General features: G+C 60.7%; 21 protein-coding genes. 5 read left to right on the forward strand and 16 right to left on the reverse strand.

What is annotated here, in order from left to right:
• Nucleotides 1-7: 7 nt before the first annotated feature.
• A complete protein-coding gene (rpmG, locus tag E2F50_RS08560) occupies nucleotides 8-175 on the forward strand; it encodes a 50S ribosomal protein L33 (protein WP_003547442.1) in 168 nt (55 codons plus the stop codon).
• 758 nt (nucleotides 176-933) lie between these two features.
• Here the strand turns inward: rpmG and E2F50_RS08565 are convergent.
• Nucleotides 934-2,304, reverse strand: a complete 1,371-nt coding sequence (locus E2F50_RS08565; RefSeq protein WP_133315721.1) for a PleD family two-component system response regulator — start codon at nucleotides 2,302-2,304, stop codon at nucleotides 934-936.
• Between the two features lie 11 nt (nucleotides 2,305-2,315).
• Nucleotides 2,316-2,687, reverse strand: coding sequence for a response regulator (locus tag E2F50_RS08570; protein ID WP_133315722.1), 372 nt, complete (start codon nucleotides 2,685-2,687; stop codon nucleotides 2,316-2,318).
• Nucleotides 2,688-2,818: 131 nt separating this feature from the next.
• Here E2F50_RS08570 and E2F50_RS08575 point away from each other — a divergent pair, with 131 nt between their 5' ends.
• The 4 genes from E2F50_RS08575 to E2F50_RS08590 all read left to right on the forward strand — a co-directional run bounded on the left by E2F50_RS08575 (nucleotide 2,819) and on the right by E2F50_RS08590 (nucleotide 6,651).
• The gene (locus tag E2F50_RS08575; RefSeq protein WP_133315723.1) at nucleotides 2,819-3,127 is read left to right on the forward strand and encodes a DUF3572 domain-containing protein; all 309 of its coding nucleotides are present in this window, start codon (nucleotides 2,819-2,821) and stop codon (nucleotides 3,125-3,127) included.
• The gene (locus E2F50_RS08580; protein ID WP_133315724.1) at nucleotides 3,128-3,769 is read left to right on the forward strand and encodes a hypothetical protein; all 642 of its coding nucleotides are present in this window, start codon (nucleotides 3,128-3,130) and stop codon (nucleotides 3,767-3,769) included.
• Between the two features lie 120 nt (nucleotides 3,770-3,889).
• On the forward strand, nucleotides 3,890-5,182 hold the full coding sequence (locus E2F50_RS08585) for a DNA polymerase IV (protein ID WP_133315725.1): 1,293 nt from the start codon (nucleotides 3,890-3,892) through the stop codon (nucleotides 5,180-5,182).
• A 107-nt stretch (nucleotides 5,183-5,289) separates the two neighbouring features.
• On the forward strand, nucleotides 5,290-6,651 hold the full coding sequence (locus tag E2F50_RS08590; RefSeq protein ID WP_133315726.1) for a L,D-transpeptidase family protein: 1,362 nt from the start codon (nucleotides 5,290-5,292) through the stop codon (nucleotides 6,649-6,651).
• 18 nt (nucleotides 6,652-6,669) lie between these two features.
• Here E2F50_RS08590 and dnaE read toward each other — a convergent pair whose 3' ends face one another.
• From dnaE to nuoI, 14 genes are all read right to left on the reverse strand, one after another.
• Nucleotides 6,670-10,167, reverse strand: a complete 3,498-nt coding sequence (gene dnaE, locus E2F50_RS08595; protein WP_133315727.1) for a DNA polymerase III subunit alpha — start codon at nucleotides 10,165-10,167, stop codon at nucleotides 6,670-6,672.
• Nucleotides 10,168-11,459: 1,292 nt separating this feature from the next.
• Nucleotides 11,460-12,143 carry an ABC transporter ATP-binding protein gene (locus tag E2F50_RS08600; RefSeq protein ID WP_133315728.1) on the reverse strand — a complete coding sequence of 228 codons (684 nt, stop codon included), beginning with the start codon at nucleotides 12,141-12,143 and terminating at the stop codon, nucleotides 11,460-11,462.
• A 15-nt stretch (nucleotides 12,144-12,158) separates the two neighbouring features.
• On the reverse strand, nucleotides 12,159-13,466 hold the full coding sequence (locus tag E2F50_RS08605) for a lipoprotein-releasing ABC transporter permease subunit (protein ID WP_133315729.1): 1,308 nt from the start codon (nucleotides 13,464-13,466) through the stop codon (nucleotides 12,159-12,161).
• 87 nt (nucleotides 13,467-13,553) lie between these two features.
• Nucleotides 13,554-14,876, reverse strand: a complete 1,323-nt coding sequence (proS, locus tag E2F50_RS08610; RefSeq protein ID WP_133315730.1) for a proline--tRNA ligase — start codon at nucleotides 14,874-14,876, stop codon at nucleotides 13,554-13,556.
• A gap of 555 nt (nucleotides 14,877-15,431) precedes the next feature.
• Complete coding sequence (locus tag E2F50_RS08615) at nucleotides 15,432-15,701, reverse strand: DUF1467 family protein (RefSeq protein ID WP_133315731.1); 270 nt, start codon at nucleotides 15,699-15,701, stop codon at nucleotides 15,432-15,434.
• Between the two features lie 131 nt (nucleotides 15,702-15,832).
• Nucleotides 15,833-16,237, reverse strand: coding sequence for a methylmalonyl-CoA epimerase (mce, locus tag E2F50_RS08620; RefSeq protein ID WP_133315732.1), 405 nt, complete (start codon nucleotides 16,235-16,237; stop codon nucleotides 15,833-15,835).
• 18 nt (nucleotides 16,238-16,255) lie between these two features.
• Nucleotides 16,256-17,923 (reverse strand): ribonuclease J, encoded by a 1,668-nt coding sequence (locus tag E2F50_RS08625; RefSeq protein WP_133315733.1) that lies wholly within the window; start codon nucleotides 17,921-17,923, stop codon nucleotides 16,256-16,258.
• A 9-nt stretch (nucleotides 17,924-17,932) separates the two neighbouring features.
• On the reverse strand, nucleotides 17,933-18,703 hold the full coding sequence (locus tag E2F50_RS08630) for a biotin--[acetyl-CoA-carboxylase] ligase (protein ID WP_133315734.1): 771 nt from the start codon (nucleotides 18,701-18,703) through the stop codon (nucleotides 17,933-17,935).
• A gap of 2 nt (nucleotides 18,704-18,705) precedes the next feature.
• On the reverse strand, nucleotides 18,706-20,148 hold the full coding sequence (nuoN, locus tag E2F50_RS08635; RefSeq protein ID WP_133315735.1) for an NADH-quinone oxidoreductase subunit NuoN: 1,443 nt from the start codon (nucleotides 20,146-20,148) through the stop codon (nucleotides 18,706-18,708).
• 18 nt (nucleotides 20,149-20,166) lie between these two features.
• Entirely contained in the window at nucleotides 20,167-21,678 is a 1,512-nt protein-coding gene (locus E2F50_RS08640; protein ID WP_133315736.1) for an NADH-quinone oxidoreductase subunit M, read from the reverse strand.
• Nucleotides 21,678-23,678, reverse strand: a complete 2,001-nt coding sequence (nuoL, locus tag E2F50_RS08645; protein WP_133315737.1) for an NADH-quinone oxidoreductase subunit L — start codon at nucleotides 23,676-23,678, stop codon at nucleotides 21,678-21,680. The genes E2F50_RS08640 and nuoL overlap by 1 nt, the downstream gene beginning before the upstream one ends.
• Nucleotides 23,679-23,685: 7 nt before the next feature.
• Nucleotides 23,686-23,994: an NADH-quinone oxidoreductase subunit NuoK gene (gene nuoK, locus E2F50_RS08650; protein WP_062453229.1), complete on the reverse strand. Its 309-nt coding sequence runs from the start codon at nucleotides 23,992-23,994 to the stop codon at nucleotides 23,686-23,688.
• Between the two features lie 25 nt (nucleotides 23,995-24,019).
• Nucleotides 24,020-24,634 (reverse strand): NADH-quinone oxidoreductase subunit J, encoded by a 615-nt coding sequence (locus E2F50_RS08655; RefSeq protein ID WP_133315738.1) that lies wholly within the window; start codon nucleotides 24,632-24,634, stop codon nucleotides 24,020-24,022.
• 137 nt (nucleotides 24,635-24,771) lie between these two features.
• The gene (gene nuoI / locus E2F50_RS08660) at nucleotides 24,772-25,263 is read right to left on the reverse strand and encodes an NADH-quinone oxidoreductase subunit NuoI (protein ID WP_133315739.1); all 492 of its coding nucleotides are present in this window, start codon (nucleotides 25,261-25,263) and stop codon (nucleotides 24,772-24,774) included.
• Nucleotides 25,264-25,278: the final 15 nt, after the last annotated feature.

Here is a 25,278-nt window from a genome sequence, read left to right on the forward strand (position 1 = left end):
GAACACCATGGCAAAAGCTACGACCATCAAGATCAAGCTGCTGTCGACGGCTGATACGGGTTTCTTCTACGTCACCACGAAGAACAGCCGCACGATGACGGACAAGATGACCAAGACCAAGTATGACCCGGTTGCTAAGAAGCATGTCGAGTTCAAGGAAACCAAGATCAAGTAATTCTTGATGCTTGGCTGTTTGCAGGGCGCGGGTCGTTAAGGCCGGCGCCTTTTCCTTTTGTGCCGTCCGCCGAACCTGCGCCTCCCCCACAAGCACAACGAAAAAGCGCCGCTGCCAAGGGCAACGGCGCTTCGAACGGGGGTCGACCAGCCAGCAATCACGGCACGAGGAACCGCTTTGGTATGCCTGCCAGTCGACCGACCCCACGACCCAGGAGATGCGGCGGACCTGAGCATCATGGGGTATCGGTGCCCTTGCGGGACTTGTTGTGGTTGGCGCCAAAATTGCCTAATGCAGCAGGAAAATCAACAGATTCCTAATAAGGAGAGCCGCTGTTCTCTTTTATTGGTTAAAATCCATGCCGCCAGCCCGGTTTTTCTATTAAGATCGATGAACAATCTGAAGTTTTCCTCAGATCTTTTTTATCGTCGGCAGGAGATGTTCAGCGGTCGGGCGCCGACCTACAAGCATAGTGGCTTTGCACGTCTTGCCGCGACTTTGGGACAAGAGCTGGTAATCGTAGATACACGCAAGTCTTCTGATAAGTGCTCCTGCTCAAAGAACGGTTACATGCGGTGCGTCCGGAAGTCCCATGTCAGTAGTTCGCCACGACTGGCGTCGGCACAGACTAATAACCCCGCTTTTTATCGGTGCATAATTGGTGCCGGCGCCGGGCAATTGCCGATATCCAAGCGTTTCCGAGCCTCTAAAGACCATATGCCGAGGCGATAGCGGCAAGTTCTGTCAGACGATTCTGCTTACGCGGCAGCGGCAACCACCCGGTTGCGTCCGGCATTCTTGGCCTCGTAGAGGGCCCGGTCGGCCTGCTTCAGCAATTGATCGGGAGTCTCCGCTCCGGTAGAGTTGCAGGCTATGCCGAGTGATGCAGTGATGTTGATCGCAGTGCCGGTGCTCTTCAAGTGAAACGGGCTCCGCTCGATGATATCGCGCAGTCTCTCGGCAATCGACGCTGCGGCAGCCGCGTCCGTGTCCGGCATCACCACCACGAACTCTTCGCCGCCGTAGCGGCAGGCAAGATCGGCGCCCCTAACGGTGGAGCGGATTCGCGCGGCAAATTCCCGCAGCACTTCGTCGCCTGCGTCATGGCCATAGGTATCGTTGACCGACTTGAAGCGGTCGATGTCGGTAATGCAGACCGAAAGAGCGCGCGACCTGGCAGCAGCCCGGTTGAAGAGCACCTTTAGATGATTGTCCAGATAGCGGCGGTTATGAAGGCCGGTGAGGCTGTCGGTCACTGCCAGCTCAATCGTCTGGCGCACGCTGGTGCGCAGGCGGTCGTTGTAGCGCTTGCGCTTGATCTGGGTGAGCGTGCGGGCCACCAGCTCGTTTGGATCGATCGGACGGACAATATAGTCGTTGACGCCGAGATCGAGCGCGCGGACGATGATCTCGTCGGCACCGAGCTCGGTAATCAACAGCAGCGGCAGAAAACGCGTCCGCTCCAGCGAGCGTAGCTGTGAACAAAGCCGTAGCGGATCGTAATTGTCGAGGTTGGCGTTGACGATGACGAGATCGAAGGGATTTTCGGCCGCTTCAAACAGGGCCGCCTGCGGATCCGACATGGCCGTGACATTGGCAACCGGCTTCAACGCCCGAACGATCCGCTCCTGTGAGCTCGCCCGGCTGTCCACCAGGAGAACGTGACCCGCCTCCTCCCGCCCGTCCATGCCCTTCAGAATGTCCTCGAGCGCTAGGTTCTGCGCCGTGTCGGCGCGGATGCGCAGCTCGTCGCTGAGGGTCTTCAGCCGCACCAGGCTTTTCACTCTGGAGATGAGCTGCAGATCGTTAACCGGCTTGGTCAGGAAGTCGTCAGCGCCGGCCTTCAGTCCGCGCACGCGGTCGGACGGTTGGTCGAGGGCGGTTACCATGACCACGGGAATATGGGAGGTTTTCGGATTGGACTTCAAGCGCTCGCAGACTTCGAACCCGTCCATGCCTGGCATCATGATGTCGAGAAGGATGACATCCACATGGGTGCTGTCGCAGATGGACAGCGCCTTGTAGCCGTCGTCGGCCGTCAGCACGTCGAAATATTCCGCCAGAAGCCGAACTTCGAGCAGTTTCAGGTTTGCAGGAATGTCATCGACCACCAGGATGCGTGCTGTCATGGCTTCGATCCTTACGCGTCACCGAGATAGGTCTTGATCGTCTCGATGAACTTCGGCACGGAAATCGGCTTGGAAACATAGGCTTCGCAGCCGCCCTGGCGGATACGTTCCTCGTCACCCTTCATGGCGAAGGCGGTAACGGCGATCACCGGAATGACGTGCAGTTCATCGTCCTCCTTCAGCCACTTGGTCACTTCCAGGCCGGAAACTTCCGGTAGCTGAATGTCCATGAGGATCAGATCGGGGCGATATTTTCGAGCCAGATCAAGGGCTTCCATGCCGTTGCGCGTCTGGATCGTTTCGTATCCCGACGCCTCGATCAGATCGCGGAAGAGCTTCATGTTCAGCTCGTTGTCTTCGACAATCATGACCCGCTTGGGCATGGAGATCCGTTCCTTACATCGCAACTTGCATGTGCGCTTTCAGCATATAAGTTCGTCGGAAGGCCGAATCCGAAGAACTGCATTGCAGCACGGTAAGGCGATTTGGTTGAAAAAGAGGTAATTTCATAGAAATGGCTCGTGATGCATATGGCGCGGCAGGGCAAGAAGCCCAGTCGGAGGAAACCGCTGCGGCCATTCTAGGATGGCTGGCAGGCGAGCCGGACATGCTGGGGCGCTTCCTGTCTTTGTCAGGATTGCAGCCGCAACAGCTGCGGAGCGCCGTGAACGATCCGCAATTCCTGGCCGGCATGATCGACTTCCTGATGGGGCATGAGCCGACGCTGCTCGCCTTCTGCGATGCGACGGGAACCAAGCCGGAAGCGGTTGCTGCGGCATGGCGGCATTATTCCAAACCAGGACTTGATTCGGGCGAATATTGAATGACCGAGATCGTCGATCTGTCGCATGTGCGCCTGTCCGGCAAGCCGCTGATCGTCTGCGATATCGACGATGTCGTTTTGCAATTCGCCGCACCGTTCCAGGATTTTCTGCGGGGTCAGGGACATGAACTCCTGCCGCGTTCCTTCCGGCTGACCGGCAATATCGTCTCGATCGATACCCAGATCGCTATTGAACCGGCCGATGTCCGCCGGCTGATCCATGCCTTCTTCGAGGCTCAGGAAACTCATCAAACCCCCTTTGATCTCGTGGTCCGGACGCTCTGCGACCTGTCCGTCGACGCCGATGTCGTATTCCTCACGGCCATGCCGCCGCGCTTTCGAGATCGCAGGCGCAGGCTGCTGGACCGCCTTGAGCTGCCCTTCCCTCTGGTTGCCAGCGAAGAAGCCAAGGGGCCGATCATGCAGCGACTGCGCAGCCACGCTTCGCTCCCTTGCGTCTTCATCGACGATATGGTGCACAATCTTCAATCCGTGCGTGACCATGTCCCTGACTGCCTGCTCATCCATATGATGCCGGACTCGCCGCTCCATTTGCTCGCGCCCAAGCCGGGCAAAGAGGTCGTTCGTGCCAGGGACTGGCAACATGCGGCAGAGCTGATCCACGCCCATATCCAACAATAAGCCTTCATAACCGGCAGCGGATGGATGACATTGTGGAGGCTCACCCCCCGTCTGAAGGTTCTCTCTAGAGACTCGCCAGCCTAAAGCCTAGTGTCGGTTCGTTCAACTTTTGTTCCGGCCATGACTTCCGCAACTCCGCCAGTCCCCTTCTTTTGCCGCGACTGCCTGATCGAGCAGAAGGCGGAGGCGCGCCGTTGCCGGGCCTGCGGCAGCCCTCGGCTGCTCCGTCACAAGGAACTCTATGATTTGACGCTGGCCCATATTGATTGCGATGCCTTTTACGCGACGATCGAAAAGCGGGACAATCCGGAGCTTGTTGACAAGCCGGTGATCATCGGCGGTGGCAAGCGCGGCGTGGTGTCCACCGCCTGCTATATTGCCCGCATCAACGGCGTGCGGTCTGCCATGCCGATGTTCAAGGCGCTGGAGCTTTGCCCGGACGCCGTCGTCATCGCGCCGAACATGGAGAAATATGCGTCCGTCGGCCGGCAGGTCCGCATCATGATGCAGGACCTGACCCCGCTCGTGCAGCCCCTGTCGATAGACGAAGCCTTTCTGGAGCTTGCAGGCACGCAGCGCCTGCATCACGACCCTCCGGCGCGGATCCTGGCGCGGTTTTCAAAGCGCGTCGAAGACGAGATTGGCATCAGCATTTCGGTCGGCCTTTCCTATTGCAAGTTTTTGGCCAAGGTTGCATCCGATCTCGCCAAGCCGAGAGGCTTTTCGGTCATCGGCCGCGAAGAGGCGCTAGCCTTTCTGGCGCCGCGGCCGGTCACCACCATCTGGGGCGTCGGTCGGGCCTTCAACGCGACGCTGGAAGCGGACGGCATCCGCACGGTCGGTCAGTTGCAGACCATGGACGAAGGCGACCTGATGCGCCGTTATGGCTCCATGGGCCAGAGGCTCTACCGGCTTTCCCGCGGCATGGACGAGCGGGAAGTGCATATCAACGATGCGGCGAAGAGCGTGTCGGCGGAAACTACGTTCTTCGATGATATCGCCCGCTACGAGGATCTGGTTCCGATTCTGCGGCGGCTTTCGGGAAAGGTTTCGGCACGCCTGAAGAAGCAGAGCGTGGCGGGCCAGACGGTGGTGCTCAAGATGAAGACCGCCGATTTTAAAAGCCGCACCCGCAATCGCCGCCTGGAAGATCCGACCCAACTCGCGGACCGTATTTTCCGCACAGGGCTGGGGCTGCTGGAGCGCGAAACGGATGGCACCAAATTCCGGCTGCTCGGCATCGGAGTTACGGATCTTTGCCCTCCGGCGCTCGCCGATCCACCGGATCTCGTCGATGTCCAGGCGGGGCGCCGGGCGGCGGCGGAAGCGGCCATGGACAGGCTGCGCGACAAGTTCGGCAAGGCTGCCGTCGAGACCGGCTACACGTTCGGGAATCGGCGCCGTGATCAATGAAACGTGATGTACAGCCGCCATCACGCTAACTCGATTCGCACCATGGCAAATCTTCCTTAAACCTCATCGTTCAATATGCACCGATTGTATTGCGTATGAGGTCCCGTATGTTGCGTCGCCTGGTGTTCGGATTGGGATTTTTGTCTGCGACCATGCTGTCGCACGGGGCTTTCGCCGAAGGCGCCCGATCACTGCAGATCATCGTTTCGAAAGACAAGCAGGCGCTTGTCGTTTATGATGGCGAACAGGTCGTCGCGACCTCGAAAGTCTCCAGCGGCAAGGCTGGCCACACGACGCCGAGCGGTATCTTCTCGATCCTCGGCAAGGAAAAATACCACGAATCCAACATCTACTCGAATGCGCCCATGCCGTGGATGCAGAGGCTGACTTGGTCGGGCATCGCGTTGCATGAAGGCGTCGTGCCGAATTACCCCGCTTCGCACGGCTGCATCCGCATGCCGAGCACCTTTGCCAAAACGCTTTACCAGATGACCGAGCAGGGCGCGCATGTGATCGTCACGGATGAGCCTGTCGTTCCGCAACGGATCGACGATGTGGCGCTTTTCCAGCCGCGCAAGCCGCTGCCATCCGGTCCGATGCTTTCGGATGCGGATCTCAGAACCTCCTCGATCACTGCCGGCCGCAAGCCGGTCGAGGTGGCAATGAATATCGTGCCGGGCAATCCGGCCGTCACCCATGACTCCGCGCCGGCGACGACCACCGCGCCTCCAAGGGCCGAAGCCGCCAAGGATGTGGCGCCGTTGCGCATTCTCATCACCCGCCGTGGTGAACGGGAAACCTTGAGGGATGCGCAGCTGCTGCTCGAGGAGCTGGGCTTCGAGACAGGCGGATCCGACGGCTTTGCCGGACCGATGACACGCGAAGCCATTGCCGGCTTTAAGCGCTGGAAAAACCTGTCGACCAAGGGGCCGCTGATCAGCGGCGACTTCATCGAGGCGCTGTATCAGGCGGCCGACAAGCCGAAGCCGCCGGCCGGCCAGATCATGGTGCGGCAGGAATTTCAGCCCCTGTTCGAAGCTGCGGTCGGCATCCGCAATCCGGAGCTTGCGCTCGGGACCCATCTGCTGACGGTGAACAAGGTCGATCGCCAGGCCGAAACTGCGGAATGGCACGCGCTGACCTTGCCGAATGCCCTTAATCCGAAGACCATGCAGCGGCTCGGGATCACGGTCGCGGATCAGCCGGGCGTGTCGGATTCGGCCAAGGCGGCCCTCGATCGCATCGAGGTTTCGGCCGATATTCGCGAGCGGATCGAAACCGCATTGAACGACGGCAGCTCGATCAGCATCAACGACCAGGGCATTGGCCAGGATACCGGTGCCGGCACCGACTTCATCACGATCACCAATTCGCAGCCCGGCCCGGCCACGATCGAGACCATTTCTTCGACGCCCCGCGCGGCCAAGCCGCGATCGGTCACCAAATATCGCTCGGTCGGCCTCTACTGAGGCGCCGAGCCGTAAACGCTAGACCAGTTCCACATCCAGAACGCCGGGCGCTGCCTTCAGCGCCGCGGCGATTTCCGGCGATATGCGATATTTCTCCGTCAGTTCCACCTCGATCTCGCGACGACCGTCATCCTTGATGACGACAAAGGAAACGAGACCATCGCCGCGCGCATTAAGGTGCCTTGCCACGGTCCGCATCGGGCCGGAATCGCGCACGAAGACGCGCAGTGCCTTCTGCATCCGCACCGATTGCTCTTCCAGCGACTGAGCCGTCTGGATGCGCAGGCCGATACCTTCCGGCCGCTCTTCCGCCTGGACGGTGATGACCAAGGATTTTCCCGGCTCGAGAAGATCGCGGTACTGGGTGAGCCCTTCCGAGAAGAGCACGGCTTCGAACTGGCCGGAGGAATCGGAGAAGGCGACAATGCCCATCTTGTTGCCGGTGCGGGTCTTGCGCTCCTGCCGGCTGGTGACCGTGCCGGCAAGCCGGCCGGCCGTTGCGCCCTGGCGCACGGCGGCGGAGAAATCCGCAAAGGTCTGCACGCGCATCTTGGCCAGCACATCCCCATAGGTATCGAGCGGATGGGCCGACAGGTAGAAGCCGAGAACCTGGTATTCGCGCATCAGCTTTTCCGACGGCATCCATGGATTGAAGGCCGGCAGGACGAGCTTTTCCGGCCCGGCGCTCGCCGACGACCCGAAGAAATCCGACTGGCCGCTGACCTTTTCTTCCTGGGCACGCTGCGCATAGCCGAGAATACGGTCCAAGCCGCCGATCAGTTCGGCGCGGTCGCGGCCGAAGCAATCGAAGGCGCCAGCGACGATCAGGCTTTCCATGACGCGGCGGTTGATCTGCTTGGGATCGACGCGCAGGCAGAAATCCTCGATGCTGGCAAATTCCCGGTCTCCGCGGACTTCGGTAATGTGCTCGACGGCCGATTCCCCGACGCCTTTCAGCGCCGCCAAGGCGTAATAGATGCGGCTTTCGCCGGTCTCGAAATGCCGGAAGGAGGTTTGGATGGAGGGCGGGAAGACCTTGATGCCGAGCCGGCCGGCATCTTCGCGGAAGTCGTTGAGCTTCTCGCTATTGGCCATGTCATAGGTCATCGAGGCGGCCAGGAATTCCACCGGATAATGCGCCTTCATATAGGCCGTCTGATAGGAGACGATGGCATAGGCGGCGGCATGGCTCTTGTTGAAGCCGTAGTTCGCAAACTTGGCGAGCAGGTCGAAAATGTTATCGGCCTGCGGCTTGGAGACGCCGTTCTTGACCGCGCCATCCACGAAGCGGGCCCGCTGCTTGTCCATCTCCTCCTTGATCTTCTTGCCCATGGCGCGGCGCAGAAGGTCGGCCTCACCCAGCGAGTAGCCGGACAGGACCTGAGCGATCTGCATGACCTGCTCCTGGTAGACGATGACGCCCTGCGTTTCCTTGAGCAGGTAGTCGATCATCGGATGGATTGATTCGATCTCCTCCTCGCCGTGCTTTCTGGCATTGTAGGTAGGGATGTTTTCCATCGGGCCTGGCCGGTAGAGCGCCACCAGCGCGATGATATCCTCGATGCAGTCGGGGCGCATGCCGATCAGCGCCTTGCGCATGCCGGCGCTTTCCACCTGGAAGACCCCGACCGTTTCGCCGCGCGACAGCATTTCGTAGGTCCTGGTATCGTCGAGCGGTATCGTCGCCAGATCGATCTCGATGCCGCGCTTGGCGCAGAAATCCACCGCCGTCTTCAGGACGGTCAGCGTCTTCAGGCCAAGGAAGTCGAATTTCACAAGACCGGCCTGCTCCACCCATTTCATGTTGAACTGGGTGACCGGCATGTCCGAGCGCGGATCGCGATACATGGGCACCAGCTTCGACAAGGGCCGGTCCCCGATGACGATGCCGGCCGCGTGGGTCGACGCATGGCGGTAGAGCCCCTCGATCTTCTGGGCGATATCGAGAAGGCGCGCCACCACCGGCTCCCGGTCGGCCTCTTCCTGGAATTTCGGATCTTCGGCGATCGCCTTCGACAAGGGCGTCGGATTGGCCGGATTGTTGGGCACGAGCTTGCAGATCTTGTCGACTTGGCCATAGGGCATTTCCAGCACGCGGCCGACGTCGCGCAGCGCCGCACGGGCCTGCAGCGATCCGAATGTGATGATCTGCGCCACCTGCTCGCGGCCATATTTCCGCTGCACATAGCGGATCACCTCTTCCCGGCGATCCTGGCAGAAGTCGATGTCGAAGTCGGGCATCGAGACGCGTTCGGGATTGAGGAAGCGCTCGAAGAGAAGCGAGAAACGCAGCGGATCGACGTCGGTAATGGTGAGCGCATAGGCGACGAGCGAGCCTGCGCCCGATCCGCGGCCCGGACCGACGGGGATGTTCTGCTGCTTGGCCCATTTGATGAAGTCCGCAACGATCAGGAAGTAGCCGGGAAACTTCATGCGCTCGATGACGCCGAGCTCGAAATCCAGCCGGTCGCGGTAATCCTGCTCCGTATAGCCGGGCGTCATGCCGAGCGACGCCAGGCGGACTTCAAGCCCCTCGATCGACTGGCGGCGAAGTTCGGACGACTCAGCCCGTTCCGCCTCGCCCGGATCATCGGTCGCGCCGGTGAAGCGCGGCAGGATCGGATCGCGGGTCTTCAGCACGAAGGAGCAGCGGTGGGCGATCTCCACCGTATTCTCCAGCGCTTCCGGCAGATCGGCAAACAGCTTGGCCATTTCGGCCTGGCTCTTGAGATAATGATCCGGCGTCAGGCGGAAGCGGCTGTCATCGGAAACGATGGCGTTATGGGCCACTGCCATCAGGGCGTCATGGGCGTCGTAATCCGCCTTGGTCGGAAAGAAGGCCTCGTTGGTCGCCACCAGCGGCAGATCGTGTTCGTAGGCGAGGCTGATCAGCTTCTGTTCGTGGCGGCGGTCATAGGTGCCGTGGCGCTGCAGTTCCACATAAAGCCGATCGCCGAACAGGTGCTTGAGCTTGAGGAGGCGGGCTTCGGCGATCGTCGCATTGCCATCCTTGAGCGGCATGTCCACCGGACCGCCAACCGAGCCCGTAAGCGCGATCAGACCCTGCGTGCCGCCTTCCTCCAGCCAGGAGCGGCGGATATGCACAGGACCCTGGCCCTCGCCGCCCAGATAGGCACGGCTGACGAGATCGACCATCCGTTCATAGCCCACGGCATTGGCGGCAAGCATGACGATGGCCGGCAGCTTGACGAGATGCGGCTGGCCGTTGCGGCGCTCCTCGGCCTGGTCTTCCATGTCGATGGACAGCTGGCAGCCGATGATCGGCTGAAGGCCTTCGCCAATCGCCTTCTGGGCAAATTCCAGCGCGACGAACAGGTTGTTGGTATCGGTAATCGCCAGGGCCGGCTGATTATCCGACGTGGCCTTGGCGAGGATCTTCTTGAGCGGCAGCGCGCCTTCAAGCAGCGAAAAGGCGGAATGGACGCGCAGGTGCACGAATTGCGGAGCCTTCCCCAATCCATCCGAGCCCTGTATCGCGTCTGCCGATGCTGCCATTTCCGTGCCATACCCATCTGATGAATCGGGCTATTTTCCGGCGCGGCAGCCTCAGAGTCCAGCTTGCATTTTCTCCGTCAACGGGTTTCGGGCCGCGCCGTCCTCACATGACCAGCATAATCATGGAAATGCTGACGACAAAGGTGGCGATGGAAGCGAATGCGGCAATGTCACGAAGCAGGTCAGTCATTGTTCGTCTCCCTTGTTCCTGTATGTTTTTGTTTTGTTCTATTTTCGTACAGGTGTCAACAGCAGAACATAGGAAGAACAAGAAGGATATGGGAGCCCCGTCGGGTCGTGAACGAAAGATTAACACATGGCCCTGTTCCAACCCTGGCCCCACAGCTTTAGCCGGACTCGGGATACCGATCCGGTTTTGTGAAATGTTCGGACGGGGCGTTGGAAGCTGCCTCGGGTAAAATGGGTATGCGGCACCTTTCAGCGCCCCGTTCGGCTGTTTTTATCCGCGACTTCGGCTCCTCTGCGATGACGGGATTTGCAGGAACAGTGGCGCGCCTTTCCCTTGAAGGAAAGCGTCATGCACGCCCTCAGGCTCACCCTGGCCAGGCCATGACTGCCTCTAGCCAGGATCTTCCACCTGCGCCGCCGACAGCAAGGCTGCGAACAGCCCCGCGAACCGCCTGCGACGCGGTCCCGCCACCCTGTGTGCCGCACAAGCACGCCCGGCTTTTCGGGAGTTGGAAGCGGGGGCCGGTCCAGGCCGCCCGCTTCCCCCGCTTTGCCAGAGGGAAGCCAGTTTCCGCGGACCCGGATTGCGAGGTTTTGCGTCTCAACCCTCGCGACCCGCGCCGGCCCCGCCTCGCCGGCACGCCTGCCGGTGTATCCGAAAACGGGACGCCGATATTCTAGGCACAGGTTTGGAGGACGGGGATGAAGGGGGATGAAATTTATGCTAAGTGATTGATGGGCTTGACGCTGTTGCACGAAAACATCCCCGCGAATGGTTGCCGAAAGGCATGCCGCCTGCGACGGCGCCATCTATACCACCTCGTCATCCCAGCCTTGAGCCGGGATCCGGCCGCCGCCCGTCAGCGCGGCGAGAAACGTCATGGCCTATGCGTGACGGTGACGAGAGAGCCCCTGCGCCGCCGACGCGGCGCTGCTGGATTCCTGTGACAGATCCCCGGATCAAGTCCGAGGACAGGAATGACGGAGGGTGAGGCAAGGAAACTCACCCAGTCGGCCGAGCAATATCAGAGGTAGATGCAGGGCGGTGGCGGGTGCACGCTCACTCGTGTCTGCGGTAAGAAATGCGAGCCGGCAGGAGCAACTTAAAACTCGATGATCTTGCCGCCCTCGATCGTCACGCGGCGGTCCATGCGGCCGGCAAGTTCATGATTGTGGGTGGCGATCAGGGCCGCCAGGCCGGACTGACGCACCAGCGCCTCCAGCGCATCGAAGACATAGGAGGCGGTCTTCGGATCGAGATTGCCCGTCGGTTCGTCGGCAAGAAGCAGACGCGGTGCGTTGGCGACCGCCCGGGCAATCGCCACGCGCTGCTGTTCGCCGCCGGAAAGCTCCGAAGGACGGTGCTCGCCGCGATGGCCGATGCGCATGTAATCGAGAAGCTGCCCTGCCCGCTCGCGCGAATCGGCCTTGCTGAGGCCGCCGATCAGCTGCGGCATCATGATGTTTTCAAGTGCCGTGAATTCCGGCAGAAGATGATGGAATTGATATACGAAGCCGATATCGCTGCGGCGGATCGCCGTCCGCTCCTCGTCGGAGAGGCCATTGCAGGCGCGCCCGCCAATCGTGACCTCGCCGTCGTCGGGATGTTCGAGCAGACCGGCCAGATGCAGAAGCGTCGACTTGCCGGTGCCCGACGGCGCCACCAGAGCGACGATTTCGCCGCTTCTCAGCTCGAAATTGGCGCCCTTGAGGATGGACAGCGTGGTCTCGCCCTGGCCGTAGTGACGTTCGACGCCCGAGAGCTGCAAGACGGGTTTAGGTGCCATGAAGGATGCAAAGTCCTATTCGTATCTGAGAGCCTGAACGGGATCGAGCTTCGACGCCCGCCAGGCCGGGAATATGGTGGCGATAAAGGAAAGCACCAGCGCCATGCCGACGACCGACAGCGTTTCGCTGAGGCTCATCTCCGCCGGCAGCTCGCTGAGGAAATAAAGTTCCGGATTGAAGAGCACCGTCCCGGACAGCCAGGAGAAGAACTGGCGGATGGATTCGATATTGAGACAGACGATGACCCCGAGCGCCACACCGGCTAGCGTGCCGACAATGCCGATAGCGGCCCCGGTCATGAAGAAGATGCGCATGATGGCGCCCGATCCCGCTCCCATGGTGCGCAGGATGGCGATGTCCGAGCCCTTGTCCTTGACCAGCATGATCAGGCCGGAAATGATGTTGAGCGCCGCAACCAGCACGATCAGCGTCAGGATCATGAACATCACATTGCGCTCGACCTGCAGCGCGGAGAAGAAGGTCTGGTTGCGTTGTCGCCAATCGGTAACGAAAATCTGCCGGCCGGCCGCTGCTTCGACTTTCGGGCGCAGCTCGTCGACCATGTCCGGATTGTCGATGAAGAGCTCGATCGACTGCACGAGACCATCGGCATTGAAATAGGCCTGGCTCTCCTCGAGCGGCATATAGATGATGGTGGCGTCATATTCGGACATGCCGATCTCGAATATGCCCGAGACGGGATAGGACTTGACGCGCGGATTGATGCCCATCGGCGTCACATCGCCTTCCGGCGAGATCAGGGTGATCTGGTCGCCGGCACTCAAGCCAAGCTGCGAGGCGAGCCTGGAGCCCACGAGCACGCCCTGGCCGGATGCGAAGCCGACGATATCGCCGGACTTGATGTTGGAGGAGACTTCGGTGAGTTTTTCCAGATCCTCGGCCCGCACGCCGCGCACCAGCGCGCCGGAACCGGCGCCGCCGCGGCCGGATGCGAGCGTCTGGCCTTCGACCAGCGGCAGGGCCATCCTGACGCCCGGCACAGCGGCAAAGCGTTTGGTGACGTCGGCATAATCGTTGAACGGCGCGTCGATCGGCTGGACGATCATGTGACCGTTGATGCCGAGAATGCGCGAGATGAGCTCGGTGCGGAAACCGTTCATCACCGCCATGACGATGATCAGGGTCGCAACGCCGAGCATGATGCCGACAAAGGAAAAGCCGGCGATGACGGAGATGAAGGCTTCCTTGCGCCGCGAGCGCAGATAGCGCCAGGCGACCATGCGCTCAAAGGCGGAGAATGGACCGGCTGACGGCGAATGCACCGCCTTTTCGGCCTCACCATTCGCAGCAATGCTCGCCATCTACGCTTCCTCACAATGCTTGAGCGGCGGAAACAATCTCCGCGCCGCGTCCCGATATGCCCGCCGGACCTTTAGCCAGGCTGCAGATCAGCCGGCGATACGGTTCAGCGCTGCTCCCGACGTCATCACCTGGCGCTCGCCGGTCTTGCGATCCTTGACCTCGACCTCGCCATTGGCGGCAGACCGGGGGCCGACGATCACCTGGACCGGCACGCCGATCAGGTCCGCCGTGGCGAACTTGGTGCCGGCGCGTTCGTCCGTGTCGTCGTAAAGCACGTCCTTGCCCGCTTTGCCGAGGCCCGCATAGAGGCTTTCGCACAGGCGGTCGCAGACCTCGTCGCCGGGCTTCATGTTGATCACCACGACATCGAAGGGCGCCACGGAGGCCGGCCAGATGATTCCGTTCTCGTCATGCGAGGCTTCGATGATGGCGGGAACAAGGCGGGTCGGGCCGATGCCGTAGGAACCCATATGGACAAGGTGTTCCTTGCCGTCCGGGCCCTGGACCTTGGCGCCCATGGGCTCGGAATATTTGGTGCCGAAATAGAAGATATGGCCGACCTCGATGCCGCGCGCCGAAAGCCGGTCGGTTTCGGGAATGGCGCCGAAGGCTGCCTCGTCATGCATTTCCGACGTGGCGGCATAGACCGAGGTCCATTTGTCGAAGATCGCCTGCAGGCCGGCGACATCGTCGAAATCCGTGTCTTCGCCGGGAATGTCGAAATGGACAAAATCCTCGTGCGAAAATACTTCCGATTCGCCGGTCTCGGCAAGGATGATGAATTCGTGGCTGTGATTGCCGCCGATCGGGCCGGTATCGGCGCGCATGGGAATGGCGCGCAGGCCGAGACGATCGAAGGTGCGCAGATAGGCGGCGAACATCTTGTTGTAGGAATGGATCGCGTCTTCCTTCGTCAGGTCGAAGGAATAGGCATCCTTCATCAGGAATTCGCGCGAACGCATGGTGCCGAAGCGGGGGCGGATCTCGTCGCGGAACTTCAGCTGGATATGGTAGAGGTTGAGCGGCAGGCTTTTATAGGAGCGGACCGAAGAGCGGAAAATATCGGTGATCATTTCCTCGTTGGTCGGACCGTAGAGCATGGCCCGGTCCTGCCGGTCCTTGATGCGCAGCATTTCCTTGCCGTAATCCTCGTAGCGGCCGCTTTCCTGCCAGAGCTCGGCCGACTGCAGCGTCGGCATGGACAATTCGATGGCGCCGGAACGGTCCTGCTCTTCGCGGATGATCTTGTTGACCTTGTCGAGCACGCGCTTGCCGAGCGGCAGCCAAGAATAGATGCCCTGGCTCTGCTGGCGGATCATGCCGGCGCGCAGCATCAGCCGGTGGGAGACGATCTCCGCTTCCTTGGGGTTTTCCTTCAGGATGGGCATGAAATAGCGGGAAAGGCGCATTCTGGTTTTCCGAGGTTGTCGGCCTTCCCGGGTGACGGGAATCGGCCGCTTCAAGACGTCAGGTTCGAGCGTTCATAGCGGTTCCGCCACGACAAGGGAACCCGCCGCGCCGCCGCCATGCAGTCGCGTCGCTGCAGCCCTTCGAGCCCGGTACTCCCGGCGGACTATGATCATTGGTGGCAAGCACGACAGATTTTTGTCAACTGGAAAAATATACGCGAGTGTAGCAAAAATACAAAAAAAACGCATGACAAAGCTCAACCTTTGAGCTAGTTTCAGCTCACAAAAGAGGCAAGGAGTTCAAATTCTTGCCAATTCGCGGTCAAGTCTTGGGAGGATAAGATCTTAGGCGCGCTCAAGTCGCAGCCCCGGCAACGGTGAAGGATCACGCGAAACTAAAAGAACAAGGCTCAGGCCTTGTTTTTTTTTGCCTTTGCGGCAGCCCGGCTGGTGGTGCACCGGTTCCGGCGACCGCCTGTATCCCGCATATGCCCGAAACAGGTGACAGACGGATGACAGCCTGTCGGGATATCGCAAGTCTCGTTGAAGTTCGGCCTATTTGAAGTCGGGCATGATATTGGGAATGCTGGCAATGCCGATCCCGAAATACCGCGACAGCAGGTAATATCCGCCGTAAAGCGCGATCGAGATGACGGTGGTCAGCAGCAGGACCCGGCCGGCGCGAAACCGTGTGGGAGCGCTTGCAACCGTCCCTAGGGCCACCTCCCCGTCATCCTGTTGGCTGCGATGCCCAAGCGGCAGCACCATGAACAGCACCGTCCACCAGAGGATGAAGAAGATCGCCGCGACGGTCAGAAGAGACATGAATGCATTCCTGTGCAGAGGCTGTCCTTATAGGCCGGACCGGCGCAAAGCTCAAACCCATGCGCCGGACGTAACGCCGCAGCTTCTCGATCTGATTCCGCAAAGGGATCTATCTTCCTGACAGAGCTGCGTTATACCTGCTCAAGCTCCACCAGCGTCCCGGTAAAATCCTTCGGATGAAGGAAGACGACAGGCTTGCCGTGCGCGCCGAGCTTTGGCGTGCCATCGCCGAGGATACGGGCGCCGGCTGCCTGCAGCCTGTCGCGGGCAGCCAGAATGTCGTCCACCTCATAGCAGATATGGTGCATGCCGCCGGCCGGGTTCTTTTCCAGGAAGGCGGCGATCGGTGAGGTTTCGCCGAGCGGCTCCAGCAATTCCACCTTGGTATTGGCGAGCTCGACAAAGACAACCGTGACGCCATGCTCACGCAGCGGCTGCGGCTGCGAGACCTTGGCGCCCAGCGTATCGCGGTAGGTCGCCGTGGCGGAGGAAAGGTCCGGCACAGCGATGGCGATATGGTTGACGCGTCCGATCATCGAGCCGCCTCGCTGAAATTAGAGCCGGGTGACGAAGACGGTGACGATCGGCTTCTTGCCCCAGGCTTCGTTGGCAGCAGAACGAACGGCCCGGCGAATGGCTTCGCGCAGCATGTCGAGATCCTTGCGGCGGGCCCGCGGAATGCTTTCGACGGCGTTGAGGACGGAGTCATACAGCGTGTCCTCCATGTCCTCGCCTTCAATATCGAATTCCGGCAGGCCGAAACAAACGACGTCCGGATCGCTCATGAAATCATATTTGCTGTCGAGCAGGACGTTGATCGAGACATGGCCGACATAGGAAAGCTTGCGCCGGTCGCTGACGCCCATTTCATCAAGGTCGCCGATCAGCTTGCCATCCTTAAAGATGCGGCCATGCGGCGCCTGACCGACCACTTCGGCGTGACCGGGTGCCAGGCGCAGAATATCGCCATTGCGGACCTTGGGAATGGTCTTGATGCCGGCCGAGGCGCCAAGCTCCGCCTGGGCCATCAGGTGGGCGGCCTCGCCATGCACGGGCACGAGGATCTGCGGCCGTGTCCATTCGTACATCTGCAGCAGTTCGCTGCGGCGCGGATGGCCTGACACGTGCACGAGTGCGTCGGAATCGGTGACGATCTTGATGCCCTGTTCGATCAGGCCGTTCTTGATCTCGATGATCGCCTTTTCGTTGCCGGGAATCGTGCGCGAGGAAAACACCACCGTATCGCCTGCAGCGAAGGCGACATTGCGCATCTCGTCACGGGCGATCTTGGCAAGCGCTGCACGCGGTTCGCCCTGGCTGCCGGTCAGGATGACGACGACCTTGTCGCGCGGGATATAGCCGAACTCGTCCTCGGCGATAAACGGCTGGAGGCCTTCCATGAGGCCGATGTCGCGGGCGACGGCGGCGACCCGCTTCAGCGACGAACCGAGCAGCAGCACTTCGCGCCCGGCCGCTTCGGCGGCCTGGGCGACGGAGCGGATGCGTCCGACATTCGACGAGAAGGTGGTGATCGCCACCCTGCCCTCTGCCGCCTCGATGATCTTGCGCAGGCCTTCCGAGACTTCCTCTTCCGATGGCGAGACGCCTTCGCGCATGGAATTGGTGCTGTCGCACATCAGCGCCAGCACGCCTTCTTCGCCAAGCTTGCGGAACCGGGCCTCATCGGTCAGCGGCCCGAGCGAGGGCGCATGGTCGATCTTCCAGTCGCCGGTATGGACGACGTTGCCGAGCGGCGTGCGGATCACCAGCGACATGGGCTCGGGGATCGAGTGGTTGACGCCAACGGCCTCGATCTCGAAGGGACCGACATTGATGCGGTCGCCGGCCTTGAAGATATTGATCGGGATCTGCGCCCGCGAGCCTTCATAGGCGCGCTTGGCTTCCAGCATGCCGGCCGTGAACGGCGAGGCATAGACGGGGACGTTGAGGCCCGGCCACAGGTCGTTCATGGCGCCGTAATGGTCCTCATGGGCATGGGTGATGATCATCCCCTTGACGTTCGCCCGCTGCTTGGCGAGGTAGCGGATGTCCGGCAGCACGAGATCCACGCCGGGCAGATCCGGGCCGGGAAAGGTGACGCCGCAATCCACGATGATCCACTGGCGCTTCTCGGGCGTCCCGTAGCCGTAGAGGGCGAGGTTCATGCCAATCTCGCCGACCCCGCCGAGAGGGAGAAACACCAGTTCTTCTTGGTTTGCCATCTTGTTTGTTTATTCCATTCCTTGAAAAAATACATCCCCGGCGGCGACAGCGATTGGCGCGCCCTGTCCGGTCTTGAGCATCAGAAAACCTTTGTCATCGATACCTGCGAAAGTCCCAACAAGCGAGCGGTCCGGAAGGTTCACGCGGATATTTTCGCCCATGCCGCAGGCGATCCTGCGCCAGCGGTCGGTAATCTCCGGCGTCCCTAGACCCTCATTCCATGATTCCAGAACTTGCGCCATCTCCTTGTAAAGATACGCGAAAACTTCCTGCGGCGAGGCAGACACTCCGTGGTCGGCAAGCCGCGTGACGCCATAAGGGGCGGCATCCGGCATATGCCGAATGTTAATACCGATGCCGATTACCAGCGCCCGCCGGCCATCGGCAAGCGCTTCGGCTTCCAACAGAATGCCGCAGGTCTTGCGGCGGCCGATGAGAATATCGTTCGGCCATTTGACTTCGAGCGGCGCATGGCCGGGTGGCAGAACCGCGCTCAATGCCGCATGCACCGCCACGGCGACGGCCAAAGGTAGCGACCCGACCCGCTCGGAAGGAGCGGCATCGATCAGCAACAGCGAAGCGTAAAGATTTCCTGGCTCGGACATCCAGGCGCGGCCGCGACGTCCGCGGCCAGCGGTCTGACGGCTCGCCGTCAGCCACAATAAACCAGGATCGCCCGCGCGAGCGCGGGCGAAACATTCGCTATTGGTGGAACCGACCTCGTCCAGCGCCTCGTGGCGAAATCGGTCGAGCAAGAAGCGCCCGCCTTTACCCGCCATCCTCAGAAGAACGATTTGGCAGCGGCGTTTGCAGCAGATCCGATCGGACCGCCGATCAGTACATAGGCGAGCACGAAAAGGCCGGACAGGCCGAAGACCAGCCGCAACTCGCCTGAGATGCGCGCGAAATCGCCCTTGGCTTCATCGAACCACATCAGCTTGACGATGCGCAGGTAATAATAGGCACCGACGACCGAAGACAGCACGCCGATCACGGCCAAGGCATAAAGCTTGGCTTCGATGGCGGCGAGGAAGACGAAATACTTGGCGAAGAAGCCCGCAAGCGGCGGAATGCCGGCCATGGAGAACATCAGCGCCGTCAGCACCAGGGCCATGAATGGTTTGGTGGAGGAAAGACCGGCGAGATCGTCGACATTTTCCACAAAGCCACCCTCGGGGCGACGCATGGCCATGATGCAGGCAAAGGTTCCTAATGTCATGACCATGTAGATGGTCATGTAGAGCACCACGCCGGAAATTCCGGTCTCGGTTCCTGCCGCGAGGCCAACCAGGGCAAAGCCCATATGGCCGATGGAGGAATAGGCCATCAATCGCTTGATGTTGCGCTGTCCGATGGCCGCGAAGGAACCGAGCAGCATGGAAGCGATGGCGACGAAGACGATGATCTGGCGCCAGTCGGCGATGATCGGCATGAAGGCTTCCGACACGATGCGCACCAGGATGGCCATGGCTGCGACCTTGGGGCCAGCGGCGAAGAAGGCGGTGACCGGGGTCGGCGCGCCTTCGTAGACGTCCGGCGTCCACATGTGGAATGGCACGGCCGAAATCTTGAAGCAGGCGCCGGCCAGCACGAAGACCATGCCGAAGACGAGGCCCATGCCGCGCGTTTCCGACGAGAGTACAGCCGCGATCTCGTCAAAGCCGGTATTGCCCGTGAAGCCGTAAACCAGCGACATGCCGTAAAGCATCATGCCCGAGGAGAGCGCGCCGAGGACGAAGTATTTCAGGCCGGCTTCCGTCGAGCGGACGCTGTCGCGGTTGAAGGCTGCCACGACATAGAGCGACAGCGACATCAGTTCCAGGCCGAGATAGAAGGCGATCAAATCGTTGGCCGAGATCAGCACCATCATGCCGAGCGTGGCGATGACCAGAAGGACCGGGAATTCGAACCGGTCCAGTTGATGGGCGCGAGCCTGGCCGAAGGTCATGACCATGGCGACGATCGAGCCGGCCAGAGCAAGTCCCTTCATGAAACGGGCAAAGGGATCGAGCAGGAAGGCGCCGCCGAAAGCCTGGCCTTCGCCCGTGAAGAAGAAGAGCCAGACGCCGGCGACGGCAATGAGCACGACCGCAAGGCCGGTGATCAGCAGAGCTGACTTTTCGCCGGTGAAGACGCCGATCATCAGAAGGGCGAGCGCACCCACGGCCAGAATGATCTCCGGCATGGAGAGCTGCAGGCTGAGTGAGAGAATTTCAGCGGTCATATCCAGTCTTTTCCCGTCTCAGTGCACATTCAGTGCAAGGTTCTTCGCCGCTGCCAAGGCTGCGCTATAGTTGTTGACCACGAGGTCCACGGAAGCCGCCGTCGCATCGAAGACGGGCGCCGGGTAAACCCCGAAGAATATGGTGAGCACCACCAGCGGATAAAGGATCAGCTTTTCGCGGCCCGAAAGATCGAGCATCGCCTTGAGGCTTTCCTTGTCCAGTGCACCGAAGATCACCCGGCGATAGAGCCAGAGCGCATAGGAGGCCGACAGGATGACGCCGGTCGCGGCAAACAGGGCAACCCAGGTGTTGACGCGGAAGACGCCGATGATCGTCAGGAATTCGCCGATGAAGCCGGACGTGCCGGGCAGGCCGACATTGGCCATGGTGAAGACCATGAAGGCCACGGCATATTTCGGCATGTTGTTGACGAGGCCGCCATAGGCAGCGATGTCGCGGGTGTGCAGCCGGTCGTAAACGACGCCGACGCAAAGGAAGAGCGCGCCCGAGACGATGCCGTGCGACAGCATCTGGAAGATGGCGCCCTGTAGGCCCTGGGTATTGGCCGCGAAGATCCCCATGGTCACGTAGCCCATATGAGCCACCGACGAATAGGCGATCAGCTTCTTGATGTCCTCCTGCATCATCGCCACCAGCGAGGTGTAGATGATGGCAATGACCGACAGCGCGAACACCATGGGTGCGAAATATTCCGACGCCAGCGGGAACATCTGCAGCGACAAACGGATCATGCCGTATCCGCCGAGCTTCAGCATGACGCCGGCGAGGATGACGGATCCGGCCGTCGGGGCCTGAACGTGGGCATCCGGCAGCCAGGTATGGACGGGCCACATCGGCATCTTGACCGAGAAGGCAGCAAAGCAGGCGAGCCACAGCCAGGTCTGCATGCCGGCCGGGAAGCCGAACTTCAGCAGTTCCGTAATGTCGGTCGTGCCGGCCTGCCAGTACATGGCCATGATGGCAAGCATCATCAGAACCGAACCGGCCAGCGTATAAAGGAAGAACTTGTAGGAAGCGTAGACGCGATCCTTGCCGCCCCAGACGCCGATGATGACGAACATCGGGATCAGCGTCGCTTCGAAGAAGACGTAGAAGAGAACCACGTCGAGCGCGACGAAGACGCCGGTCATCACCACTTCCAGGAGCAGGAAGGCGATCATGTACTGCTTCAGGCGCTTGCCGACCGAATCCCAGCTGGCCAATACGCAGAAGGGCATCAGGAAGGTCGTCAGGATGACGAACAGCATGGAAATCCCGTCGACGCCGAGATGATAGGAAATGCCGGTGCCGAGCCAAGCATGCTTCTCGATCATCTGGAAGCCGGGGTTCGAATTGTCGAAGCCGATCCAGATGAACAGCGACACGATGAAGGTGATGACCGTCGTGAACAGCGAGATGTTGAGAATGTTGCGGCGGCCATGCGCCCCCTCTTCCCGCGTGAACAGCAGAAGAAGAGCGCCGACCAGCGGCAGGAAGGTGACCGTCGAGAGAATTGGCCAGTCGGTCATTACATTGAGCTCCCGAGCATCATCCAGGTGACGAGGGCGGCGATGCCGAGCAGCATCGCGAACGCGTAGTGATAAAGGTAACCGGACTGCAGCTTGACCACCCGGTTGGTGACGTCGACGACGCGGGCGGCGACGCCGTTCGGGCCGTAGTTATCGATGACCGCGACATCGCCCTTCTTCCACAGGAAGCGGCCGAGCGCCTTGGCCGAGCGGACGAAGAGGAAGTCGTAGAGCTCGTCGAAATACCACTTGTTGAGCAGGAACTGGTAGAGGCCAGCTTGCGAAGCGGCGAGGCGCTTGGGCGTCTCCGGCGATTTGATGTAGAAGTACCAGGCTGTCACGAAGCCGATGACCATGGCGATGAAGGGGCTAAGCGCGACCCACACCGGAACATGGTGGAATTCATGCAGGAGCTCGTTGTGTTCGGAGGTGAACAGAGCGCCCTTCCAGAATTCCGCATATTCCTCACCGTAGAACATGCCCTCGAAGACGACGCCGGCGAGAACCGCCCCGACCGCCAGGACGTAAAGCGGGATCAGCATGACGCTCGGCGATTCGTGGACGTGATGCATGACCTCGTGGCTCGCGCGCGGCTTGCCGAAGAAGGTGAGGAAGATCAGGCGCCAGGAATAGAAGCTGGTGAACATGGCGGCGATGACCAGCAGCGTGAAGGCAAAGCCCGAGGCCGCCGAATGCGAGGCATAGGTCGCCTCGATGATCACGTCCTTGGAGAAGAAGCCGGCAAAGCCGATCGGCGTGAAGGGAATGCCGACGCCGGTGATGGCGAAGGTGCCGATCAGCATCATGGCGAAGGTGATTTTGATATGCGGGCGAAGGCCGCCCATATAGCGCATGTCCTGTTCGCCATCGACGGCGTGGATGACCGAGCCGGCGCAAAGGAACAGCAGAGCCTTGAAGAAGGCATGCGTGAACAGGTGGAAGATGGCCGAGCCATAGGCGCCGACGCCGAGCGCCACAAACATGTAGCCGAGCTGCGAGCAGGTTGAATAAGCGATGACACGCTTGATGTCGTTCTGCACCAGGCCGACCGTCGCCGCAAAGAAGGCGGTGATGGCGCCGATAATGGTGACGAACAGCAGCGCATCCGGCGACAGTTCGAAAATCGGCGACATGCGGGCGACGAGGAAGACGCCGGCGGTGACCATGGTGGCGGCATGGATGAGCGCCGACACGGGCGTCGGGCCTTCCATGGCGTCCGGCAGCCAGGTGTGCAGCAGGAACTGCGCCGACTTGCCCATGGCGCCCATGAACAGCAGCAGGCAGACGACGGTCAGCGCATGCGCCTTGTCGAGCTGCATGCCGAAAATGTTGATGACCGCCTGCGATGCATCGGCAGCGCCTTCATGCGGCAGGTAATTGGCGGCCGCGGCAAAGATGGTTTCGAAATTGATCGAGCCGAACAGCACGAACAGGCCGGATATGCCGAGGATGAAGCCGAAGTCGCCGACGCGGTTGACGATAAAGGCCTTCATCGCCGCAGCCGACGCCGAGGGCTTCTTGTACCAGAAGCCGATCAGCAGATAGGAGGCAAGGCCGACGCCTTCCCAGCCAAAGAACATCTGCGCCAGGTTGTCCGACGTGATGAGCATCAGCATGGCGAAGGTGAACAGAGACAGATAGGCGAAGAAGCGCGGCCGATGCGGATCGTGGTGCATGTAGCCGATCGAATAGATATGCACGAGGGTCGACACCGAGTTGACGACCACGAACATGATCGCTGTCAGCGTGTCGATCCGGAAGGCCCATTCGACATCGATGCCGCCGGACTGGATCCAGCGCAGAACCGGGACCTTGATCACCTCGCCCGCTTCACCGTGCGAAATCGCCACGTTGAAGAAGACGATCCAGGAAAGCACGGCGGCGATCAGCATCAGGCCGCTCGTCACGTATTCGGATGCCTTAGCGCCGATCGAGCGACCGAACAGGCCGGCGATCAAGAAGCCGATCAGGGGAAGGAAGACAATAGCCTTGTAGATCATGACCCGATCAGCCCTTCATCATATTCACGTCTTCGACCGCGATCGATCCGCGGTTTCGGTAGAAGACGACGAGAATTGCAAGACCGATGGCGGCTTCGGCGGCAGCCACGGTCAGAATGAACAATGCAAAGACCTGCCCGACAATGTCGTTCAGGAAGGAGGAGAAGGCCACCATGTTGAGATTGACGGCGAGCAGGATGAGCTCCACCGACATCAGGATGATGATGACGTTCTTGCGGTTCAGGAAGATGCCGAAAACGCCGAGCGTAAACAGGATGGCGCTGACCGTGAGATAGTGGGAAAGTCCGATTTCCATGTCCGTGTTCCTTGTTCCCGCGCTCTCAGAGGCCCTGGCCCGACTTGACCTTGACCACGTCGACGGCAGTCGCCGGCGTGCGTGCGACCTGTCGGGAGATGTCCTGCCGCTTGATGTGCTGGCGATGGCGAAGGGTCAGCACGATGGCGCCGATCATCGCCACCAGCAGGACCATGCCGGCGATCTGGAAGAAATAAACGTAGTTGGTGTAAAGCACGTCGCCCAGGGCGGCGGTATTGGTGCGCTGTGCCGGATTGGGGATCGGCATGGTGATCGCCTGCGAGGCCTGCGGCGTCAGCACGCTGCCGCCGATCACGACGATCAGCTCGGCGGCGACGATCAATCCGATCAACACCCCGACCGGCGCATATTGCAGCACGCCGGAGCGCAGTTCGGCAAAGTCGATGTCGAGCATCATCACCACGAAGAGGAAGAGAACCGCGACCGCGCCGATGTAAACGACCAGCAGGATCATGGCCAGGAATTCTGCGCCCGTCAGCAGGAAGAGGCCCGCCGCGTTGAAGAAGACGAGGATGAGGAACAGCACCGAATGAACGGGGTTCTTCGCCGATATGACCATGAACGCCGACGCCACCGCGACAAAGGCGAAGAGATAAAAGAAGATTGCCTGCAGACCCATCGTGGTGCCTTTTCGTCCCTCTCCGGGACAAGGGCGCCCTGCCCTTTCCCGTCAGACCTCGGCGCCGTTGATCGCACCGAGCATTTTCATTTCAATGTCGCCGGCGCCAAGCGCGCCGGAGTGCCTGGAGCCCGGCCTCAGCGGTAGGGCGAATCCATGGCGATGTTGCGAGCGATTTCGCGCTCCCAGCGATCGCCGTTTTCCAGAAGCCGCGCCTTGTCGAAGTAGAGCTCTTCTCGCGTTTCCACCGAAAACTCGAAATTCGGGCCTTCGACGATCGCATCGACCGGGCATGCCTCCTGGCAGAAGCCGCAATAAATGCACTTCACCATATCGATATCGTAGCGCACCGTGCGGCGGGTGCCGTCATTGCGGCGCGGCCCGGCTTCGATGGTGATCGCCTGGGCGGGACAGATGGCCTCGCACAGCTTGCAGGCGATGCAGCGCTCTTCGCCGTTCGGGTAGCGGCGCAGCGCGTGCTCGCCGCGGAAGCGCGGCGAAACCGGCCCCTTTTCGAACGGGTAGTTGATGGTTGCCTTCTGCTTGAAGAAGTAACGCATCGACAGGAAGAACGCGCTCACGAACTCCTTGAGGAAGAGCGAGTTCACGGTCTGGGTAAGACTTGCCATCTTTATTCTCCAGTA

It is taken from the genome of Rhizobium deserti (assembly GCF_004358025.1).
Taxonomy (GTDB): domain Bacteria; phylum Pseudomonadota; class Alphaproteobacteria; order Rhizobiales; family Rhizobiaceae; genus Neorhizobium; species Neorhizobium deserti.

Bases quoted from the DNA above. Each gene is read 5' to 3' on its own strand.
- E2F50_RS08600 (WP_133315728.1), bottom strand. From the start codon at position 12,143: ATGGCACCTAAACCCGTCTTGCAGCTCTCGGGCGTCGAACGTCACTAC.
- E2F50_RS08590 (WP_133315726.1), top strand. From the start codon at position 5,290: ATGTTGCGTCGCCTGGTGTTCGGATTGGGATTTTTGTCTGCGACCATG.
- E2F50_RS08605 (WP_133315729.1), bottom strand. From the start codon at position 13,466: ATGGCGAGCATTGCTGCGAATGGTGAGGCCGAAAAGGCGGTGCATTCG.
- E2F50_RS08630 (WP_133315734.1), bottom strand. From the start codon at position 18,703: ATGGCGGGTAAAGGCGGGCGCTTCTTGCTCGACCGATTTCGCCACGAG.
- dnaE (WP_133315727.1), bottom strand. From the start codon at position 10,167: ATGGCAGCATCGGCAGACGCGATACAGGGCTCGGATGGATTGGGGAAG.
- E2F50_RS08575 (WP_133315723.1), top strand. From the start codon at position 2,819: ATGGCTCGTGATGCATATGGCGCGGCAGGGCAAGAAGCCCAGTCGGAG.
- mce (WP_133315732.1), bottom strand. From the start codon at position 16,237: ATGATCGGACGCGTCAACCATATCGCCATCGCTGTGCCGGACCTTTCC.
- nuoN (WP_133315735.1), bottom strand. From the start codon at position 20,148: ATGACCGCTGAAATTCTCTCACTCAGCCTGCAGCTCTCCATGCCGGAG.
- nuoK (WP_062453229.1), bottom strand. From the start codon at position 23,994: ATGGAAATCGGACTTTCCCACTATCTCACGGTCAGCGCCATCCTGTTT.
- E2F50_RS08585 (WP_133315725.1), top strand. From the start codon at position 3,890: ATGACTTCCGCAACTCCGCCAGTCCCCTTCTTTTGCCGCGACTGCCTG.
- proS (WP_133315730.1), bottom strand. From the start codon at position 14,876: ATGCGCCTTTCCCGCTATTTCATGCCCATCCTGAAGGAAAACCCCAAG.
- E2F50_RS08565 (WP_133315721.1), bottom strand. From the start codon at position 2,304: ATGACAGCACGCATCCTGGTGGTCGATGACATTCCTGCAAACCTGAAA.
- nuoL (WP_133315737.1), bottom strand. From the start codon at position 23,678: ATGATCTACAAGGCTATTGTCTTCCTTCCCCTGATCGGCTTCTTGATC.
- E2F50_RS08580 (WP_133315724.1), top strand. From the start codon at position 3,128: ATGACCGAGATCGTCGATCTGTCGCATGTGCGCCTGTCCGGCAAGCCG.
- E2F50_RS08655 (WP_133315738.1), bottom strand. From the start codon at position 24,634: ATGGGTCTGCAGGCAATCTTCTTTTATCTCTTCGCCTTTGTCGCGGTG.
- E2F50_RS08570 (WP_133315722.1), bottom strand. From the start codon at position 2,687: ATGCCCAAGCGGGTCATGATTGTCGAAGACAACGAGCTGAACATGAAG.
- E2F50_RS08640 (WP_133315736.1), bottom strand. From the start codon at position 21,678: ATGACCGACTGGCCAATTCTCTCGACGGTCACCTTCCTGCCGCTGGTC.
- E2F50_RS08625 (WP_133315733.1), bottom strand. From the start codon at position 17,923: ATGGCAAACCAAGAAGAACTGGTGTTTCTCCCTCTCGGCGGGGTCGGC.
- nuoI (WP_133315739.1), bottom strand. From the start codon at position 25,263: ATGGCAAGTCTTACCCAGACCGTGAACTCGCTCTTCCTCAAGGAGTTC.
- E2F50_RS08615 (WP_133315731.1), bottom strand. From the start codon at position 15,701: ATGTCTCTTCTGACCGTCGCGGCGATCTTCTTCATCCTCTGGTGGACG.
- rpmG (WP_003547442.1), top strand. From the start codon at position 8: ATGGCAAAAGCTACGACCATCAAGATCAAGCTGCTGTCGACGGCTGAT.